Annotated in this window: 16 protein-coding genes; 9 read left to right on the forward strand and 7 right to left on the reverse strand. The window is 71.7% G+C overall.

All coding sequences use genetic code 11. The annotated features are described in order from the left end of the window. Positions 1–29 precede the first annotated feature (29 nt). Together ACFRAL_RS13160 and ACFRAL_RS13165 are read left to right on the forward strand one after the other, a co-directional pair. Entirely contained in the window at positions 30–1,478 is a 1,449-nt protein-coding gene (locus ACFRAL_RS13160; protein ID WP_378883594.1) for a TrkH family potassium uptake protein, read from the forward strand. After that, entirely contained in the window at positions 1,471–2,142 is a 672-nt protein-coding gene (locus ACFRAL_RS13165) for a TrkA family potassium uptake protein (RefSeq protein WP_336394756.1), read from the forward strand. The genes ACFRAL_RS13160 and ACFRAL_RS13165 overlap by 8 nt, the downstream gene beginning before the upstream one ends. Positions 2,143–2,188: 46 nt before the next feature. Here ACFRAL_RS13165 and proC read toward each other — a convergent pair whose 3' ends face one another. Continuing rightward, positions 2,189–3,034, reverse strand: a complete 846-nt coding sequence (gene proC / locus ACFRAL_RS13170) for a pyrroline-5-carboxylate reductase (protein WP_378883598.1) — start codon at positions 3,032–3,034, stop codon at positions 2,189–2,191. A gap of 87 nt (positions 3,035–3,121) precedes the next feature. On the opposite strand from proC, the gene ACFRAL_RS13175 reads away from it, so the two are divergent. The 5 genes from ACFRAL_RS13175 to ACFRAL_RS13195 all read left to right on the forward strand — a co-directional run bounded on the left by ACFRAL_RS13175 (position 3,122) and on the right by ACFRAL_RS13195 (position 7,570). After that, complete coding sequence (locus ACFRAL_RS13175; protein ID WP_336394754.1) at positions 3,122–3,541, forward strand: metalloregulator ArsR/SmtB family transcription factor; 420 nt, start codon at positions 3,122–3,124, stop codon at positions 3,539–3,541. A gap of 1 nt (position 3,542) precedes the next feature. Next, the gene (locus tag ACFRAL_RS13180; RefSeq protein WP_378883602.1) at positions 3,543–4,220 is read left to right on the forward strand and encodes an SRPBCC domain-containing protein; all 678 of its coding nucleotides are present in this window, start codon (positions 3,543–3,545) and stop codon (positions 4,218–4,220) included. Positions 4,221–4,358: 138 nt separating this feature from the next. Further along, positions 4,359–5,471, forward strand: a complete 1,113-nt coding sequence (locus tag ACFRAL_RS13185) for an alpha/beta hydrolase (protein ID WP_378883606.1) — start codon at positions 4,359–4,361, stop codon at positions 5,469–5,471. A 103-nt stretch (positions 5,472–5,574) separates the two neighbouring features. Next, positions 5,575–6,546 (forward strand): cation diffusion facilitator family transporter, encoded by a 972-nt coding sequence (locus tag ACFRAL_RS13190; RefSeq protein ID WP_336394751.1) that lies wholly within the window; start codon positions 5,575–5,577, stop codon positions 6,544–6,546. A 97-nt stretch (positions 6,547–6,643) separates the two neighbouring features. After that, positions 6,644–7,570: an LLM class F420-dependent oxidoreductase gene (locus ACFRAL_RS13195; RefSeq protein ID WP_378883844.1), complete on the forward strand. Its 927-nt coding sequence runs from the start codon at positions 6,644–6,646 to the stop codon at positions 7,568–7,570. A gap of 2 nt (positions 7,571–7,572) precedes the next feature. On the opposite strand, the gene tadA is transcribed toward ACFRAL_RS13195, so the two are convergent. Beyond that, positions 7,573–8,004: a tRNA adenosine(34) deaminase TadA gene (gene tadA / locus ACFRAL_RS13200; protein WP_336395056.1), complete on the reverse strand. Its 432-nt coding sequence runs from the start codon at positions 8,002–8,004 to the stop codon at positions 7,573–7,575. A 99-nt stretch (positions 8,005–8,103) separates the two neighbouring features. On the opposite strand from tadA, the gene upp reads away from it, so the two are divergent. After that, positions 8,104–8,736, forward strand: coding sequence for a uracil phosphoribosyltransferase (gene upp, locus ACFRAL_RS13205; RefSeq protein ID WP_336394750.1), 633 nt, complete (start codon positions 8,104–8,106; stop codon positions 8,734–8,736). On the opposite strand, the gene ACFRAL_RS13210 is transcribed toward upp, so the two are convergent. From ACFRAL_RS13210 to ACFRAL_RS13225, 4 genes are all read right to left on the reverse strand, one after another. Continuing rightward, the gene (locus tag ACFRAL_RS13210; protein ID WP_378883610.1) at positions 8,721–10,016 is read right to left on the reverse strand and encodes a type III PLP-dependent enzyme; all 1,296 of its coding nucleotides are present in this window, start codon (positions 10,014–10,016) and stop codon (positions 8,721–8,723) included. The two genes, upp and ACFRAL_RS13210, sit on opposite strands and share 16 nt — an antisense overlap. Next, complete coding sequence (locus tag ACFRAL_RS13215; RefSeq protein WP_336394748.1) at positions 10,013–10,549, reverse strand: hypothetical protein; 537 nt, start codon at positions 10,547–10,549, stop codon at positions 10,013–10,015. The genes ACFRAL_RS13210 and ACFRAL_RS13215 overlap by 4 nt, the downstream gene beginning before the upstream one ends. Positions 10,550–10,758: 209 nt before the next feature. Next, entirely contained in the window at positions 10,759–11,076 is a 318-nt protein-coding gene (locus ACFRAL_RS13220; protein WP_336394747.1) for a DUF3467 domain-containing protein, read from the reverse strand. A gap of 96 nt (positions 11,077–11,172) precedes the next feature. After that, entirely contained in the window at positions 11,173–14,829 is a 3,657-nt protein-coding gene (locus tag ACFRAL_RS13225) for a TM0106 family RecB-like putative nuclease (RefSeq protein WP_378883614.1), read from the reverse strand. Positions 14,830–14,923: 94 nt separating this feature from the next. Here ACFRAL_RS13225 and ACFRAL_RS13230 point away from each other — a divergent pair, with 94 nt between their 5' ends. Further along, complete coding sequence (locus tag ACFRAL_RS13230; protein ID WP_378883617.1) at positions 14,924–17,002, forward strand: NAD(+) synthase; 2,079 nt, start codon at positions 14,924–14,926, stop codon at positions 17,000–17,002. Between the two features lie 16 nt (positions 17,003–17,018). Here ACFRAL_RS13230 and ACFRAL_RS13235 read toward each other — a convergent pair whose 3' ends face one another. Further along, a complete protein-coding gene (locus ACFRAL_RS13235; protein ID WP_336394744.1) occupies positions 17,019–17,600 on the reverse strand; it encodes a hypothetical protein in 582 nt (193 codons plus the stop codon). Positions 17,601–17,645 lie beyond the last annotated feature (45 nt).

Here is a 17,645-nt window from a genome sequence, read left to right on the forward strand (position 1 = left end):
CATGGGGTCGCACTGCACGAGGAGACCACATGACGGATGGCAGGCGAGGCGCCGCCGTCACCCCTGCGGCCCGGCTTCGCAGCGCCGGCCGCGGTGTCAAGGAGTACTTCCGCGAACTGACCCAGCGCTCCCCGGCACGGTTCGCCATCATCATCTTCCTGTCGCTGATCCTCGTCTTCACGGGCCTCTTCTCGTTGCCGATCGCCTCCGCGACCGGCGAGGTGACGCCCTTCGCCGACGCGTTCTTCACGGCCGTCTCGACGATCTGCGTCACAGGCCTGGCCACCGTCGACATGGCGACGCACTGGTCGCCGTTCGGCCACGTGCTGGTGTTCGTGGGCGTGCAGATCGGCGCGCTGGGCGTGCTGACGATGGCATCGATCCTGGGCCTGGTGATCTCGCGCCGTCTCGGGCTGCGCGCGAAGCTGATGGCCGCGAGCGACTCGAACCCGCTGCGCACCCACGGCGGTCCGGTCAACGAGGGCCAGACGGTGCAGCTCGGGCAGATCGGCAGCCTGCTGGCCACCGTGGCGCTGTCCACCCTCGTCATCGAGGCGATCATCGCCGTCCTCCTCTTCCCCGGCCTCATCCTCGCGGGCGTGCCGTGGAACGCGGCACTGTGGGAGGCGCCGTTCTACGCGGCGATGGCGTTCACCAACACGGGCTTCACGCCCAACGCCGAGGGCCTGGAGCCGTTCCGTCACGACTACTTCTTCCTGACGGCGCTGATGGCGGGCGTCTTCCTCGGCTCGATCGGCTTCCCGGTCATCTACACGCTCCGCCGCGAGCTCTGGCACGTGCGCCGCTGGTCGCTGCACGCCAAGCTGACGCTCATCACGACGGTGCTGCTGTTCTTCCTGGGCGGAGCCGTCTTCCTCGTGCTCGAGTACGACAACCTGCTGACCCTGGGCACCGAGGACGCCTGGGACACCACGTTCCAGGCGTTCTTCCTCTCCGCCATGACCAGATCCGGCGGGTTCGCGATCCTCGACATCGGCGAGCTCAACCAGTCCAGCCTGCTGGTCGGCTGCATGCTCATGTTCGTCGGCGGCGGCTCGGCGTCCACGGCAGGCGGGATCAAGGTCACCACGCTCGCGGTGATCGCGCTCGCCGTCGTCTCGGAGGCCAAGGGACGCGCCTCCAACCAGGTGTTCGGCCGGCGCATACCCAGCGACGTGCTCCGGGTGGCGCTGTCGGTCGTGGCGTGGGGATCGACGATCGTCGCGCTCTCGACCATCATCATCACGCAGATCACGAAGGCCGATCTCGGAGACGTGCTCTTCGACGTCATCTCCGGCTTCGCCACCGTCGGGCTGTCGACGGGGCTCACCGCGGAGTTGCCGGATCCGGCCGTGTATGTGCTGGCGATCACGATCGTCATGGGACGCGTTGGTACAGTGACTCTCGCAGCGGCGGTGGCCGCGGCATCCCGTTCGCAGTTGTACTCGCTGCCTGTCGAAAGGCCGATCGTTGGTTGAGCGGATCAGGGGCGACGCGCCCGTCCTCGTGATCGGACTCGGTCGCTTCGGCGCCGCCTGCGCCGGAGAGCTCGACCGCCTCGATCGGGAGGTGCTCGCGATCGACGAGAGCCTGGACCTCGTGCAGAAGTGGTCCGAGCGTGTGACGCACACCGTGCAGGCCGACGCCCGCAACATCGATGCGCTCAAGCAGATCGGCGCCCAGGAGTTCCAGGTCGCCGTCGTCGCCGTGGGCTCATTGATCGAGGCCTCGGTGCTCATCACGGCCAATCTCGTCGACCTGAAGGTGCCGCAGATCTGGGCGAAGGCGGTGTCGCAGTCGCACGGCAAGATCCTCGCCCGCGTCGGCGCGAACCACGTCATCTACCCCGAGCGCGAGGCCGGCGAGCGCGTCGCGCACCTCGTGAGCGGCCGCATGCTCGACTTCATCCGCTTCGACGACGACTTCGCGCTGGCCAAGCTCTACCCGCCGAAGTTCATCCGCGGCGTCGGACTGAACGAGTCGGGCGTGCGCACGAAGTACAACGTGACGGTCGTCGGCGTGAAGAGCCCGGGCAAGCCGTTCCGCTACGCGGAGGCCAACACCGTGGTCACCAACCACGACCTGATCATCGTGTCGGGCACGAACTCCGACATCGAGAGGTTCGCCGCGCTCGAGCGCTGATCCACGGCGGTCCCGCACTCAACCGCGCGACCTCTCCGCATCGCGCTCACGCGCCGGCGGCGAGCTCCTTCGCGCGGGCGAGTGCGGCATCGGTCGCGTCCGCGAACACCTCGTCCAGGCGCGCCTCCTGCAGGACGGCGATCGCGCGCTCGGTCGTGCCCTTGGGGCTCGTCACGCGCCGGCGCAGCTCGGCCGGATCGTCGGCGGATGCCTCGAGCAGGGCAGCCGCACCGATGAAGGTCTGCTCCGCCATCACCCGGGCTTCGGCCTTGGCGAAGCCCTTGCCGATCGCGGCCTTGGTGAACTCCTCCACCAGCAGGAAGAAGTACGCCGGGCCCGACCCCGAGATCGTCGACAGGGCGTCGATCCGGGACTCCGGGACCTCGACGACGGTTCCGACGGTCTCGAACAGCCGGCGTGCGACGTCGAGGGCGGCGGCGTCCGCGCGGGGCCCAGCCGCGAGCCCCGTCACCGCGCGGCCGACCACCGCCGGGGTGTTCGGCATCGATCGCAGCACCGCGATCCCGGTGCCGAGGATCTGCTCGAACGTCTCGATGGTGACCCCGGCGGCGAGGCTCACCACGATCGTCCCCGGGCGCACGGCCGGCGCGATCTCACGCAGCAGGTCGGGCACCATGGCCGGCTTCACGCCCACGAGGATGACGTCGGCGGCGGCCGCGGCATCCGCGTTCCCCGTCGCGTCATCCTCCAGCGCGACGCTCGTCACCGCCTCGAGCCCGTCCAGCTCGGCGGCCTTCGCGCGCGAGCGGTTCGTCGCGGTGACGCCCGCCCCGGCGAGCCCCGAGCGCGAGAGACCGCGGGCGATGGCACCGCCCATCGAGCCGGCGCCGAGGATCGCGATGGGAGGGAGTGCCGGAGTGTCGGATGCCATGGCGTCATCCTACGAGCGCAGGCCCGTGGGCGGGCGGGCACGAAGATCACTGTTGACTTATATAAGTTCGCGCGCAATGATGGAGCCGTGCACGCGCTCGACGTCCTCGGCGATCCGGTCCGCCGGCGCATCCTCGAACTCCTCGCGGAGGGCGAACTCAGCGCCGGCCGGATCGGCGAAGAGGTCCAGCGCGAGTTCGGCATCTCGCAGCCGGCCGTCTCGCAGCACCTCCGCGTGCTGCGAGAGGCGGGATTTACGACCGTCCGCCCCGACGGCACGCGGCGCCTCTATGCGATCGACCCCGCGCCGCTGGAGGACGCGGCGGCGTGGTTCGACCCGTTCCGTCGCTTCTGGCAGCCGCACCTGGACGCGCTGGCGACGGAACTGGCGCGTGGTCGCAGAGAGCGGCGCCGCGCCGCCGCAGGGACGGACGCCGCGGAGCCGGATGCCGAACCCGGGCAGTCCGAGAAGGCAGACGAGTCAGGAACAGACGAGAAGGAGGACTGACATGGTCGACGTACAGGCGCAGGTCGCCGCAGTGACGCGAGAGGTCGCGAGCGAGGAGATCGACGGGTTCCCGTCGCGGGTGCAGACGCTCGCGCAGACGTACCCCTCCCCCATCGATGACGTGTGGGACGCGGTCACGACGGCACCCCGCATCGCCCGGTGGTTCCTCCCGGTCTCGGGCGACCTCGCGCTCGGGGGCCGGTACCAGCTCGAGGGGAACGCCGGCGGCGTCGTGCAGGAGTGCGCTCCGCCCTCGGGCGGCCGGGCACACTTCAAGGCGACGTGGGAGTTCGGCGGTGGCGTGACGTGGCTGACGGTGCGGCTGACGGCGGAAGGGGCGGATGCCACCCGCCTCGAGCTCGAGCATGTCGCCCGCACCGAGGACGTCCCCGAGGGGTTCTGGGAGATGTACGGCCCCGGCGCGACCGGCGTCGGCTGGGACGGCGGGATGCTGGGCCTGGCCCTGCACCTGGCCGGAGCCGGCGACGGCCCGACCCCGGAGCACGCGGAGGCCTGGGCGGTCACGGACGAGGGGCAGGCGTTCTACCGTGCGGCGGCGGACGGCTGGGCCACGGCGCACGCCGCCGACGGCGCGGACCCCGAGACGGCCCGTCGCGCCGCCGACAGCACGTTCGCGTTCTACACCGGGCAGAGTGCCGGCGGCGACGGAATGGCGTGAGCCCGGCACGCGCTCGTGCGCCGGCGGGCGCGTGTCGTGGCATCCGCACGCGGAAGTCGATTGCGCGCGGCGCGGGCCGGTCTATTCTCATGAGTGCGGGGACGCAGAGGCCCCCGCAGAACGTGGGAGGCACCCGACATGACCCTCTTCGACGGCATCACCGCACGCCGCGTCGAGACGCCCGATCTGACCGTCAACGTGCTCGAACGCGCCGGCGACGATCCTGCGACGCCTCCCGAGCGGACGGTGGTCTTCGTCCACGGAAACGTGTCGTCCTCGCTGTTCTGGCAGCAGACCATGCTGGATCTGCCGACCGATCTCCGCGCCGTCGCGATCGACCTCCGCGGCTACGGCAGCACCGAGCACGCTCCGATCGACGCGACCCGCGGCGTCCGCGATTTCAGCGACGACGTCCGTGCGACGCTCGAGGAGCTGGAGATCCCGACCGCGCACTTCGTGGGCTGGTCGATGGGGGCCGGGGTCATCATGCAGTACGCCCTCGACCACCCGGTGCTGAGCCTCACCCTGGAAGCGCCGATCTCGCCCTACGGGTTCGGCGGCACGCGCCGGGACGGCAGCCGTCTGACCGACGACGACGCCGGCTGCGGCGGCGGCACCGTCAACCCCGACTTCGTGCAGCGGTTGATCGATCACGACACCGGCGACGAGGCGCCGACGTCGCCGCGCAGCGTGTTCCGGTCGGGATACGTCGCGCCGGGCTTTGCGACCGAGCATGAGGACGTGTGGGTGGAGTCGATGCTCACCACGTCCACCGCCACCGGCAACTACCCGGGCGATTCGGTCTCCAGCGAGAGCTGGCCCGGATTCGCCGCGGGCGGGATCGGCGTGCTCAACACGATGACGCCGGGCCACTTCGATGTGTCGGGGATCGTCGACCTCGACCCGAAGCCGCCCGTGCTGTGGATCCACGGCCGTCTCGACCCGATCGTGTCGGACTCGTCGTTCTACGACTACAACAACCTGGGCAAGCTGGGGATCGTCCCCGGCTGGCCGGGCGACGAGATCGCACCGCCGCAGCCGATGGTGTCGCAGACCCGCGACGTGCTGGCGCGGTACGCCGACGGCGGCGGGGAGGTCACCGAGCTCGACCTCGAGGACGTCGGCCACACGCCGCACCTCGAGCGTCCGGCGGAGTTCCGGCACGCGCTGCTCGAGGTGATCGGATACGTCGGGCACCCGAGCGACCCGGCCCCGCCGACCGAGGCCATCATCCTGCGCTCGTCCGACTGACGCGAGGGGCGCCGGCCACGCAGCCCCTCGGCTCGCCTGACACGGAGCGCGGCGCGACGCAAGGGGTTCGGGGCGCGGCGCACGGCGTCCGTAGACTCGTCGCATGAGTGCTTCCGGCGGCGGCAAGGCCATCATGGCCGCATTCCTGGCCAACATGGGCATCGCCGTGGCGAAGTTCATCGCGTGGTTCCTCTCGGGATCCGCGTCGATGCTCGCCGAGGCCATCCACTCCGTCGCCGACTCGGGCAACCAGCTGCTGCTCCTGCTCGGCGGCCGGCAGGCCAAGCGCCGCGCGGATCGGGAGCATCCGTTCGGCTACGGACGCGAGCGCTACGTCTACGCGTTCGTCGTCTCGATCATCCTGTTCTCGGTCGGCGGCCTCTTCGCCATCTACGAGGGCGTCGACAAGCTGAGGCATCCGCACGCCCTCGACGAGCGCTGGTGGTGGCTGCCCATCGTCGTGCTCGTCGTCGCCATCGGCCTCGAATCGTTCTCGCTGCGCACGGCCATCGTCGAGAGCAACCACGTCCGCGCCGAGGGGCAGTCGTGGGTCTCGTTCGTCCGCCACGCGAAGGCGCCCGAGCTCCCCGTCGTGCTGCTCGAAGACATCGGGGCGCTCACCGGCCTGGTGTTCGCCCTCTTCGGCGTGGGGCTCACCGTCATCACCGGCAACACCGTGTTCGACGCCATCGGCACGCTCATGATCGGCACGCTGCTGATCCTCATCGCGATCGTTCTCGGCATCGAGACGAAGAGCCTCCTGGTCGGCGAAGGGGCGACGGATGCCGACCACCGGCGCATCGTCGACGCCATCGAGGCCGGACCCGAGGTGCAGCGGATCATCCACATCAAGACCCTGTACCTCGGCCCCGACGAGCTGCTGGTGGCGGCGAAGCTCGGCTTCCCCTCAGACGCGCCACTGGCGCAGGTCGCGTCGCACATCGACCGGGTCGAGCAGCGGGTCCGGGCGGCCGTGCCCACGGCGCGCGTGATCTACTTCGAGCCCGACATCTACCGCCCCGATGACAGTGCGGCCCCGCCGACGTCCCAGTTCGTGATCAAGTCCGCCGACTGATCCGCCGCCCCCTCCGGCCGGCATCCCGGCCGCAGCGCGGCTCGACGCCGCCCGGGGCCGCCCGTCCTTCATCCCCATGCGAGGAGCACCCATGCCGATCGAGTACTGCGTCTTCACCGAACCCCAGCAGGGAGCGAGCTACGACGACCAGCTCGCGTTCGCGCAGGCGGCCGAGAGGCTCGGTTTCGACGGGTTCTTCCGCTCCGACCACTACCTCCATATGGGAGACGGCGACGGACTGCCCGGTCCCACCGACGCGTGGACCACGCTGGCCGGCCTCGCCCGCGAGACCTCGCGCATCCGGCTCGGCACGCTCGTCTCGTCGGTGACCTACCGCGTGCCCGGCCTGCTCGCGATCCAGGTGGCGCAGGTCGACGCGATGTCGGGCGGACGCGCCGAGCTCGGCCTCGGCACCGGCTGGTTCGCCCGCGAGCACGAGGCGTACGGCATCCCGTTCCCCGCCAAGCGGTTCGACATCCTCGAGGAGCAGCTCGAGCTCGTCACCGGCCTCTGGTCCACCCCTGTCGGCGAGACCTACAGCTTCGACGGAGCGCACTACCGGCTGACGGATGCCCCCGCGCTGCCGAAGCCGGTCCAGCAGCGGGTGCCGGTGATCGTGGGCGGCGGCGGCCCGCGGCGCACCCCCGAGCTCGCAGCCCGCTTCGCAACCGAGTTCAACATCGGCTTCCGCTCGGAGGCGGAGTCGGCGGAGAAGTTCGCCGGCGTGCGCGCGGCGTGCGAGCGGATCGGACGCGACCCCGCGTCGCTGAAGCTCTCGGTCGCGCTGCCCACGCTCGCCGGGGCATCCACCGCCGACCTCGACCGGCGCGCCGCCCGTATCGAGCGGACCGTCGACGAGCTGCGCGGCGACGTGAACATCGTCGGCGACCGCGACGAGATCGTCGCGAAGGTCGAGCGGCTCGTGGCGCTGGGGGCCCAGCGCGTGTACTTCCAGCTCATGGACCTGCAGGACATCTCGCACGTCGAGTATCTCGGCGAGGTGCTGCCGCACCTTCCGCGCTGACGCTAGCGGCGCGCGTCGAAGAAGGCGCGCAGGAGAGCGGATGCCTCGTCCTCGCGCACACCCGCCACGACCTCGGCGCGGTAGGGCAGGCGCCGGTCGCGGACCACGTCGTACATCGATCCGGCCGCCCCGGCCTTCTCGTCCCACGCGCCGAACACCAGTCGCGAGATGCGGGACTGCAGCACTGCGCCGGCGCACATGACGCAGGGCTCGAGCGTCACGACGAGCGTGCAGCCCTCGAGGTTCCAGGATCCGCGCGCGGCGGCGGCTGCACGCAGCGCGACGACCTCCGCGTGCGCGGTGGGGTCGTGGTCGAGCTCGCGCAGGTTGCGGCCCTCGGCGATGACCGCGCCGGAGGCATCCGTCACCACCGCCCCCACCGGCACGTCGCCCGATTCCCCCGCCTGGGCGGCCAGCGCGAGGGCGCGCTGCATCGCCGCGAGATCGGCGGTGTCGGGGTGCACACGACGAGCGTAGCCGCGCGGGCCCACATCGGCCCGGCGCCCACGGCGGGACGCACTACCCTTGGGCGTATGCGCCTGCACGTCGCCGACCACCCCCTCATCACCCACAAGCTCACGGTGCTGCGCGACCAGCGCACGTCGTCGCCGGTGTTCCGTCAGCTCACCGAGGAACTTGTGACGCTGCTCGCCTACGAAGCGACCCGCAACGTGCGGGTCGAGCAGATCGAGATCCAGACGCCGGTCACCACGACCACCGGCGTCAAGATCGGCGACCCGCGTCCGCTCGTCGTACCGATCCTGCGTGCGGGGCTCGGGATGCTCGAGGGCATGGTCAAGCTCATCCCGACCGCCGAGGTCGGCTTCCTCGGCATGGTGCGCAACGAGGAGACCCTCGAGCCGTCCACGTACGCCGAGCGCCTGCCCGACGACCTCAGCGACCGCCAGTGCTTCGTGCTCGACCCCATGCTCGCGACCGGGGGCTCCCTGGGCGCGGCGATCGAGTTCCTGTTCCGCCGCGGCGCACAGGACGTCACGGCGATCTGCCTCCTCGGCGCCCCCGAGGGCGTCGCGGCGATCGAGAAGCAGGTCGACGGACGCGACGTCACCCTGGTGCTCGGCGCCCTCGATGAGCGGCTCAACGAGAAGGGCTACATCGTGCCCGGCCTCGGCGACGCCGGCGACCGCCTCTACGGCACCGTCTGACCCTCCGGCGCACGCAGCTCGACTCTCGGGAGGGCGGTCGCGCCCGTCACCGCACCGCCGTCGACGACCGCGACCGGCGTGAACGGGCGCCCGTTGAACCGCGTCGCGGTGACGGTGGTGTACGCGCCCATCGTCGGGCTGACGAGGAGGTCGCCCGGCTGCAGGTCGGGCAGCAGCACCTCGCGCGCGATGACATCCGACGAGTCGCACGTGGGGCCGGCGAGGGTGGCCCACCGGTGATCCTGCGGCCTCCGGCGGCGGCCGTCGTGGCCGGCGCCGCCGAGATCGCGCTCCGCGAAGACGAGCGGGTGCACGTCCTCGGTGAGCACGTTCGAGTACGACCCGTAGAGCCCGTCGTCGAGGTAGTACCACCGCCCGTCGGCGCGCTCGGCGACGCCCACGACGCTCGTGATGAGGCTCATCGCCTCGGCCACCATGACGCGACCCGGTTCGGCGATGATGTCGAGCCGCCGCGCGTGCGGGGCGAGGACCGGCCTCAGCGCGGCGGCGACCTCGTCGATCCCGGACGCCTCGCTGTCGTACGACGCCGGCAGCCCGCCCCCGATGTCGAGCGTGTCGAACTGCACGTTCAGTCGTCGCTCGAGGATCCCCATGAGCTCGAGGGTGTCGGCGGCCGCCGCGGCGAAGCGCGGCGGGTCGTCGAGCTGGCTGCCGACGTGATAGCTGAAGCCCGCGACCCGCACCCCCGACGCCAGCGCGCTCTCGACGAGCCGCGCGGCCTCGAACGGCCCGACGCCGAACTTGCTGGACAGGTCGCTCTTGGCGTGAGGGCTGCGGTAGGCCAGGCGCACCAGCAGCCGGGTGTCGGCCGGGGTGCCGTGGAACTTGGCGATCTCGGCCTCGTTGTCGACCACGAACGTGCGGACGCCGGCTGCGAGCGCCTCGGCGATCTCGGCCGGCTTCTTGATCGGGTGCGTGTGGATGATCCGCGTCGCCTCTACGCCGCGTCGGGTGAGCAGCCGCAGCTCCTCCCCGGTCGCGACATCGAACCCGCACCCGGCGCCGTCGAGGACGTCGAGCACCGCCTCGTGCGCGAGGGCCTTCACCGCGTAGTGGAAGCCGACGAACGGCAGCGCGGCGCGCAGACGCCCGTACTGCGCCTCGACGCGCGCCGGGTCCAGCAGCAGCACGGGAGTGCCGTGCACGGCGATGGCGGCGCGTGCAGCGACGGTGGACAGGAGAGCGGATGCCTCGGCCCGGCGACGGTCCTCGTAGGGGCGGGTGGTGCGCGGCTCGCGCCGCAGCGCGCCGAGGTTCATGACGCCACCGCCCTCGCGTGCCGGCCGTCGCGCAGACCGGACCTGGCGGTCACGGTGAAGGCGCCGGCGGCGATGGAGTAGAAGACGACGTCGGCGGCGATCTTGCCGGCGAGCATTCCCCACAGCGGGTCGGGGATCAGCCACACGCCGAGCAGGAGCGCGGCGGGACGGATCACGAAGGTGTCGAGCAGTTCCGCCGCACCGAACTCGGCGAGCAGCAGCATCGCGGTGCGCGCCACGGCACGCCGCCGCGTCGCCGACACCCGCGCCTGCTCGCTGTAGATGGTGACGGCGAGCACCAGGTAGAACCCGAGGATCTCGCCGCCGAGCGCGGCCAGCGCGATGAGGGGCGCGGCGTCCGTCCACATGGCGGCGAGGAGTCCGCCGAACACCATCGCGGCGGTGCCCGCCAGTTCGGCAGGGAGGTAGCGGACGATCCAGAAGACCAGCCCGCGGCGCCGGGCTGCGGCATCCGTCCGGCTGTCCTCCGTCGCCGACCCGGTCCCGGCGAGCCGGTGCTCGATGGTGCTCATGTCGTCCTCCTCGGTGTGGAGGAGGAGGGGGCGCCGGGGGTGATACCGCACGAATACGGCGCGGCATCCGCCCCTCGCCGAACGGATGCCGCGCCTCTGCGTCTATGCGACGCATGCCCCACCCAATCACGTGGGAGAAAGACCCCCAACGGGGTTGACATCGGCGAGCCGTTTGCTTACGGGAGGCGTGGCCGCGCCGGCCCGGTGCGTCAGTCTCCGAGCGGCTCCTGCGGGTTGCGGCGGCCCGTCTCGCGCTCCCAGAACTCCAGCTGCTGGGTCAGCGCCTTGGCGAGCTCGAACACCTGGTCGGGCGGGATGCGGATCCGGCTCACCACGCGGGCGGGCACGACGGTGTGGCGCTGCCCGGTCTCGGCGTCCACCTGCTCCCTCGGCGGCTGGGCGAGCGTGAGGAAATCCATCACGAACACGGTGGGCGTATGCCACACGTTCGCGAAGTCGGCGTAGGCGCCGCCGATCAGTTCCGGCGGGAGATCGATCTCGAACTGCTGGGATGCGTCGTCGGCCATGCGGGCTCCTCTTCGGGCGTCGGGTCTCGCGGCGTGGGACCGGGGCAGGACGCGCCGGTGCTGTCTGTGCGACGTGTGCGCGAGTCTACGCGGCGCTCAGCCCCTGCCGACCAGTCGCGCGAAGCCGCTGAGACGGGCCACCGCCTCCGGCGTGTACGGGAGGTCGTCCAGCAGCCCGGGGGAGTACACGACGTAGGCGGTGTGCATGGCGCGCGAGATCGCGACGTTCAGCCGGTTGCGCAGGAGCAGGAACTCCAGGCCCCGCGGAGCGTCCCGCCCGCTCGATGCGGCCAATGACACGATCGCGACCGCTGCCTCCTTGCCCTGGAACTTGTCGACCGTGCCGACGGGGACGTCGGGGAAGCCGGCGGCGGCGAGCGCGGCCTCGACCGCGACCTGCTGCGCGTTGTACGGCGTGACCACGATGATGTCGCCCTGCTCGAGCGGGCGCGGCGGCAGGGCCACCGACGTCCCGTCGGCGTCCGCGGTCGCGGCGTCCGTCCAGTCGCGGCCCACCAGGTCCGATACGAGGCGAGCCACCTCGGCGGCCTCCTCGAGGGACTGCGTGGCGTTTCCTCGATGGCGCAGCGGAACAGGAACGAGGCCCGGACGGATGCCGTCGATGCGGCGCAGCGCGGTCGACGGGTGCGCCTCGAGCTCGCCCCGGTACGACAGCGTCGAGACGGGCGCGGCCACCTCGGGCCGCATGCGCCGGGTCTGAGCGAGGAAGTAGCCGTACTCGGGCGGCACGACGTCGGCGCCGTCCATGACCCAGCCCAGGGCCGACGTGTCGACGGGCGCGGGGTGCGTGCCCTGGCTCACCTGCGGCAGCTGCTGGGGGTCGCCCAGCAGCAGCAGGCGGGGGGCCGCCAGCGACACCGCGATGGTGGACGCGAGCGAGAACTGCCCCGCTTCGTCGACGACGAGCAGGTCGAGGCTCCCGCGCGGCACGCGCCCCTCGTGGCTGAAGTCCCACGCCGTGCCGCCGATCACGTATCCGGATGCCTCGTGCTCGGCCGTGAAGGCCGCGACGCCGTTCTTCGGGAGCACCGTGAACGAGTGGGCCGACGACGCGTCCTTCGGCGCCTTGCCGACCTGGACGGCCGGGACGCCCGCGGCGATCACGCGGTCGAGGAGCTGCTCGATCGTCGCATGGCCCTGGGCGACGACGCCCACCCGGTAGCCGTGCTCGCGGACGAGGCGCGCGATCACGTGGGACCCCACGTAGGTCTTGCCGGTGCCGGGGGGTCCCTGCACCGCGAGGTAGCTGCGGTCGAGGTCGCGGACCGCCCGTGTGATCGCGTCGACGATGTCACCGCCCGCCGCGGGCAGCAGGCCCGACAGGGTGCGCGGCGGACGACGGCAGAGGATGTCGGTGGCGGGGCCCGGGGGAAGTTCCGGTGCGGCGGCGATGACGGCATCCGCCCACGCGTCGATCGCCGCCTGCTGGTTTCCTGCCGCCGGCGGCGCCTGAGGGGTCAGCGCCAGGGGCAGGTCGGTCCAGGTCACGCCGTCGACGGCCGTCTCTTCGACGACCGCGCCGTCGTCGAGCACCTCGAGGACGGTCACCGAGCGGTACGAATGGATCCACCGGGGCGACGGCTCGAACGGGTAGGGCGCCGGCAGCTCGTACAGCGCGAAGGGGTTCGTGCCCTCGCTCAGCCGCGTTCCCGGCGCGAGATCGCCGCGCAGTTCGACGATGCGGCGCTCCCCGCCGCGGCCGCTCTCGGCGAAGTGCCAGTCCTCGCGCACGCGGCTGCGCGCGGGATCGATCGTGACGACGTCGCGCGTCTCGTCCCAGAGCGACACCGGCTCGCGCAGCCGGAGGAAGTGCGTCGCCCAGAACGACTTCGCCTCGCGGGGGTAGTAGTCGATCGCGGCGGCCCCGAGGCGCAGCGATCGCGCGGGGACCGAGTCCTCCGGGTGGCGGTGCGCGAGGACCTCGAGCGTGGTCGCCCGGAGCGACGGCTCGTACGCGCGCTCATCGGGCTCGGGATTGGGCGAGGGCACCAGGGCGGCCTCGCGGGCGCGGTCGACCAGCCAATCGCGCAGACGGCGCGTCGACACGCAGTCGTAGCGGTTGTAGTCCGCGAGATCGTCGAGCACGAGCCGGGCCCCGGCGTCGTCGCCGTCGTCCTGCAGCGCCCGCGCCTGGACGTACCGCACGATCGAGTCGTCGCCCTTCTGGACGTCGCTCGTGCGCACCTCGTCGCCCATGTAGAGCGGTTCGAGCTTCTTGATCGAATACGAGCGCGATCCGACCCGCAGCGCCCGGCGCACGATCGGGTAGAGGTCGACGAACACGCCGTCGCGCAGGAGCCGGTCGACGTCGGCCTCACGCACGCCGTGCCGCGCGGCCATCGCCAGCAGGTGCGTGGGCTCGTAGGGGGCGTAGTGGTAGATGTGCATGCCGGGGTGCTGCTGCCGGCGCAGGTTGACGATGTCGAGGAACGTCTCGAGAGCGCGCTTCTCGTCGGCGAACGAGTGCGCCCACAGCGCCGTGTACTGCTCGCGGCTGTCGACCCATCCGAACAGGTAGTCGATCCCCCACTGCGTGGGCTCCCCCGGCAGCGACGGCTCGGTGTGCAGCGGATCGCCCTCGAAGTCGAAGAAGAGGTCGCCGTGGTCGGGACGCGGCAGCGCCCCGAGCGCCTTGGGCGCCACGACCTCGAACACGGGGACGGGCGGCGGCTCGGGCACCGCAGCCGGCACCTCGAGGACCGCGGCCAGCGTCACCGTCCCCTGCGCCGCGACGCCGCCGTCGGACGCGACGATGCTCTCGGCCGCCGGCGCCTGCGGTCGGGCCGGCTTCGGCGCTGTGAGCGGCGGCGTGCCGGCCGGGCTCTCGAGCTGCAGCCGCGCCTGCGTGCGCAGGGAGGCGAAGACGTCCGGATTCATCCCGACGGGGCCCACTGCGGCGTGGGCGAGCTGCTCGATGGTCGAGATCCCCGCGGCGCGAAGGCGCTCGCGCTGCACCGGGCGCATCCCCGCCACGAGGAGCAGATCGCGGGATGCCACCACCTCGGCGTCGCACGTCGCGCAGCGCCCGCAGGCGACGACGGCGAGGTCGCCCCGCGGGTCTCCCCACGGGACCGGCTCGCCCGCCGCCCCGAGGTCGAGCCGGCGGTCGGCGATGAGCGCCGCAAGACGCTCGCGCCGCAGCGAGAAGACCGGGAGCAGGTCGTCGACCTCGTGCTCGCTGACGCTGCCGTCGCCGAGCAGCAGCTGCACCCGGTCGGAGCGCGGAACGGCGAGCCGGTCGAGCTGGTCGACGTATGCCGCCAACTGCATGAGGGCGGTCACCCGCGCGTGGCGCGCGAGCTTCGTGTCCTGCACGAGCCACGGCCTCGTCGCCCCCGCGCCCGACGACGGGTCGCGCACGAGGAAATCGGCGAAGCCGACGAACGAGTCGGTGGCGAAGGCGGCCTGGTAGACCACCTCGGCGTCGGAGTCCAGTGCCGCGTTGGTCAGGGCGACGGCCTCCGCGAGGGCAGCGGCGTCGGACGAGCGCGTCTCGGGGATCTGGACGACCCGATCGCCGTAGCGCCCGACGTAGTCGGCGAGCACGCGCTGCTCGTGCACCGTGCCGAGGCGCCCGGCCCGCTCGAGCGTCAGATCTTCGGGCTCTTCCACGGCGGCGATGCGCCCGAGCCGCGCGTCGATCGCCCGCAGCCACGCGAACTCGCACTCCGCGGCGGCCTTGAGATCGCTCGCGCTCCAGACGATCCGGCCTTCGTCCTCGATGTATCGCATGCCCCGCCCTTCCCCATCGACCCTAGCCGCGGCATCCGACACCCCCGGCACGACCCCCGGACGGCCCGCGGGGGCACCTGACAGACTGGTGCGCATGAGCCTGCCCTTCGAGAGCGCATACCGGCACGGATTCGCCCGCGTCGCGGCCTGCACCATCCCGATCTCGATCGCCGATCCGCAGTCCAACGCCGAGGCGGTGCTGGCATCGGCCCGGGAGTGCGACGCTGAGGCGGTCGCCGTCGCGGTCTTCCCCGAGCTCTGCCTGACCGGCTACAGCATCGAGGACCTCGTCATGCAGGACGCCGTGCTCGACGCCGTCGTGGCGGCGATCGAACGGCTGGTCGAGGCATCCGTCGATCTGCTCCCGATGCTCGTGGTCGGCGCGCCGCTGCGCCATCGCAGCCGGCTGTACAACTGCGCCGTCGTGATCCACCGCGGCGAGCTGCTGGGCGTCGCGCCCAAGTCGTACCTGCCGACCTACCGCGAGTTCTACGAGCGGCGCTGGTACGCCGCCGGCGACGACCAGGGCGGGCAGGACATCCGGGTGGGTGCTCTCGAGGCGCCGTTCGGCCCGGACCTGCTGTTCGAGGCGCTGGACGTGCCGGGGCTCGTGGTGCACGCGGAGGTGTGCGAGGACGTCTGGGTCCCGATCCCGCCGTCCTCGGCCGCGGCGCTCGCGGGCGCGACCGTGCTGCTCAACCTCAGCGGCAGCCCCATCACCATCGCGCGCGCCGAGGACCGCAAGGACCTCTGCAAGTCGCAGTCGCTGCGGTGCCTCGCCGCATACGCGTACGCCGCCGCGGGCGACGGCGAGTCCACGAACGACGTCTCGTGGGACGGCCAGACGATGATCTACGAGGGCGGCAACCTCCTCGCCGAGACGGAGCGCTTCCTCGACGGTCCCCGCAAGTCCGTCGCCGACGTCGACCTCGACCGGCTGCGGCAGGACCGGCTGCGACAGGGCACCTTCGACGACAACCGCAGGACGACGGGGGCGGATGCCGCGTTCCGCACCGTGCACTTCGAGCTCGACCCGCCGCAGGCCGACGTCGGCCTGCGGCGCGTGCTCGACCGCTTCCCGTTCGTGCCCGACGACCCGGAGCGCCTCGCGCTGGACTGCTACGAGGCCTTCAACATCCAGGTGTCCGGACTGGTGCAGCGCATGCGGGCGATCGGCGGCCCCAAGCCGGTGATCGGGGTCTCGGGGGGCCTGGACTCGACGCACGCGCTGCTCGTGGTGGCCCGCGCCATGGATGTGATGGGCCGCCCGCGCAGCGAGATCCTGGCGTACACGATGCCCGGCTTCGCCACCAGCGAGCACACAAAGTCCAACGCCATCGCGCTGGCCGAGGCGGTGGGCGCCTCGATCGAGACGATCGACATCCGCCCGCTCGCGATCGAGATGCTCGAGCGACTGGATCACCCGTTCGCCGACGGCGAGCCGGTGCACGACATCACCTTCGAGAACGTGCAGGCGGGCCTTCGCACCGACTACCTGTTCCGGCTGGCGAACCACCACGGCGGCATGGTCATCGGCACGTCCGACCTGTCGGAGCTCGCCCTCGGCTGGGCGACCTACGGCGTCGGCGACCACATGAGCCATTACGCCGTGAACGCCGGCGTGCCCAAGACCCTCATCCAGCACGTGATCCGCTGGGTGATCTCGCACCGCGGCGACGAGGGCGGCTCGGCCGATCTGAGCGATCGCGCGCGCGAGGTGCTGCAGTCGGTCCTCGACACCGAGATCTCGCCCGAGCTCGTCCCGGCCGGACAGGACGGCAGGATGCAGTCCACCGAGGATCGCATCGGTCCGTACGCACTCCACGACTTCGCGCTGTACCACGTGCTGCGCTTCGGGTTCCGGCCGTCGAAGATCGCGTTCCTCGCGGCCGCCGCGTGGGGCGACAAGGACGCCGGCGCCTGGCCGCCCGGCTTCCCCGACGAGGACCGCTACGCCTACGACCTGCCCACGGTCGCGAAGTGGCTGCAGGTGTTCCTGAAGCGCTACTTCGCCTTCGCGCAGTTCAAGCGCTCGGCGATCCCGAACGGACCGAAGGTGTCGCCGGCCGGCTCGCTGTCTCCTCGCGGGGACTGGCGGGCCCCGTCCGACGGCAACGCCCGCGCCTGGCTCGCGGAGCTGAAGGCGGCGCTTCCCGAGCTCGTCGAGGAGTGACGACGGATGCCGCGGGTCAGCTCGCCGGAGCGTGGGTGTACGCGAGCGTGATGATCCAGCTGTCGCGCGAGAGGTCGGCCAGCTGGTAGAAGACCTTGCGATCTGGGATCCAGCCCTTCGAGAGCGGGCTGTCCAGGCGCACGTGGTCCGCGGCGACGCGCGCGCCGCGCCCGTCCGCGTCGCGCACCGCCTGGACCCGCGTCCAGTGGGCGAGGAGCTTGCGCAGGTCGTCCTCTTCGAACAGGTGCGAGTGCCGCTTCATCAGGTGCAGCTCCGCGTCGTCCGGGTGTGCGTCGCGCAGGTCGAGCCCCAGGGCGGTGTCGGCGTCGCTGACGGCCACGACCGTGGCGGCGCGGAAGCTGACGTTCCGGATCTTCAGGGGCACCTCGGCGCCGTCCACCTCCGCGATGAGCTGGGTGTGGAACCCGAACGTTCGGGGAGCCTCCCGCTCGACGCGCACGCTCTCCGGCTCGACACCGAGACGCGTCGCGACGAGCTCCTTCGCGAGGAGGCGTTTGCGGTCATGCTCGGGCAGCTTGGGATCCCAGCCGAGCCGGGCCGTGATCCCCGTCGGAGTCTCCAGAAGCACCGATTCCATGATCCACACCCCATCCCCGCGGGCCGTCCGCACCTCCATCCTGGC

The sequence above is a fragment of the Microbacterium sp. NPDC056736 genome (genome assembly GCF_042790415.1).
Lineage (GTDB): Bacteria > Actinomycetota > Actinomycetes > Actinomycetales > Microbacteriaceae > Microbacterium.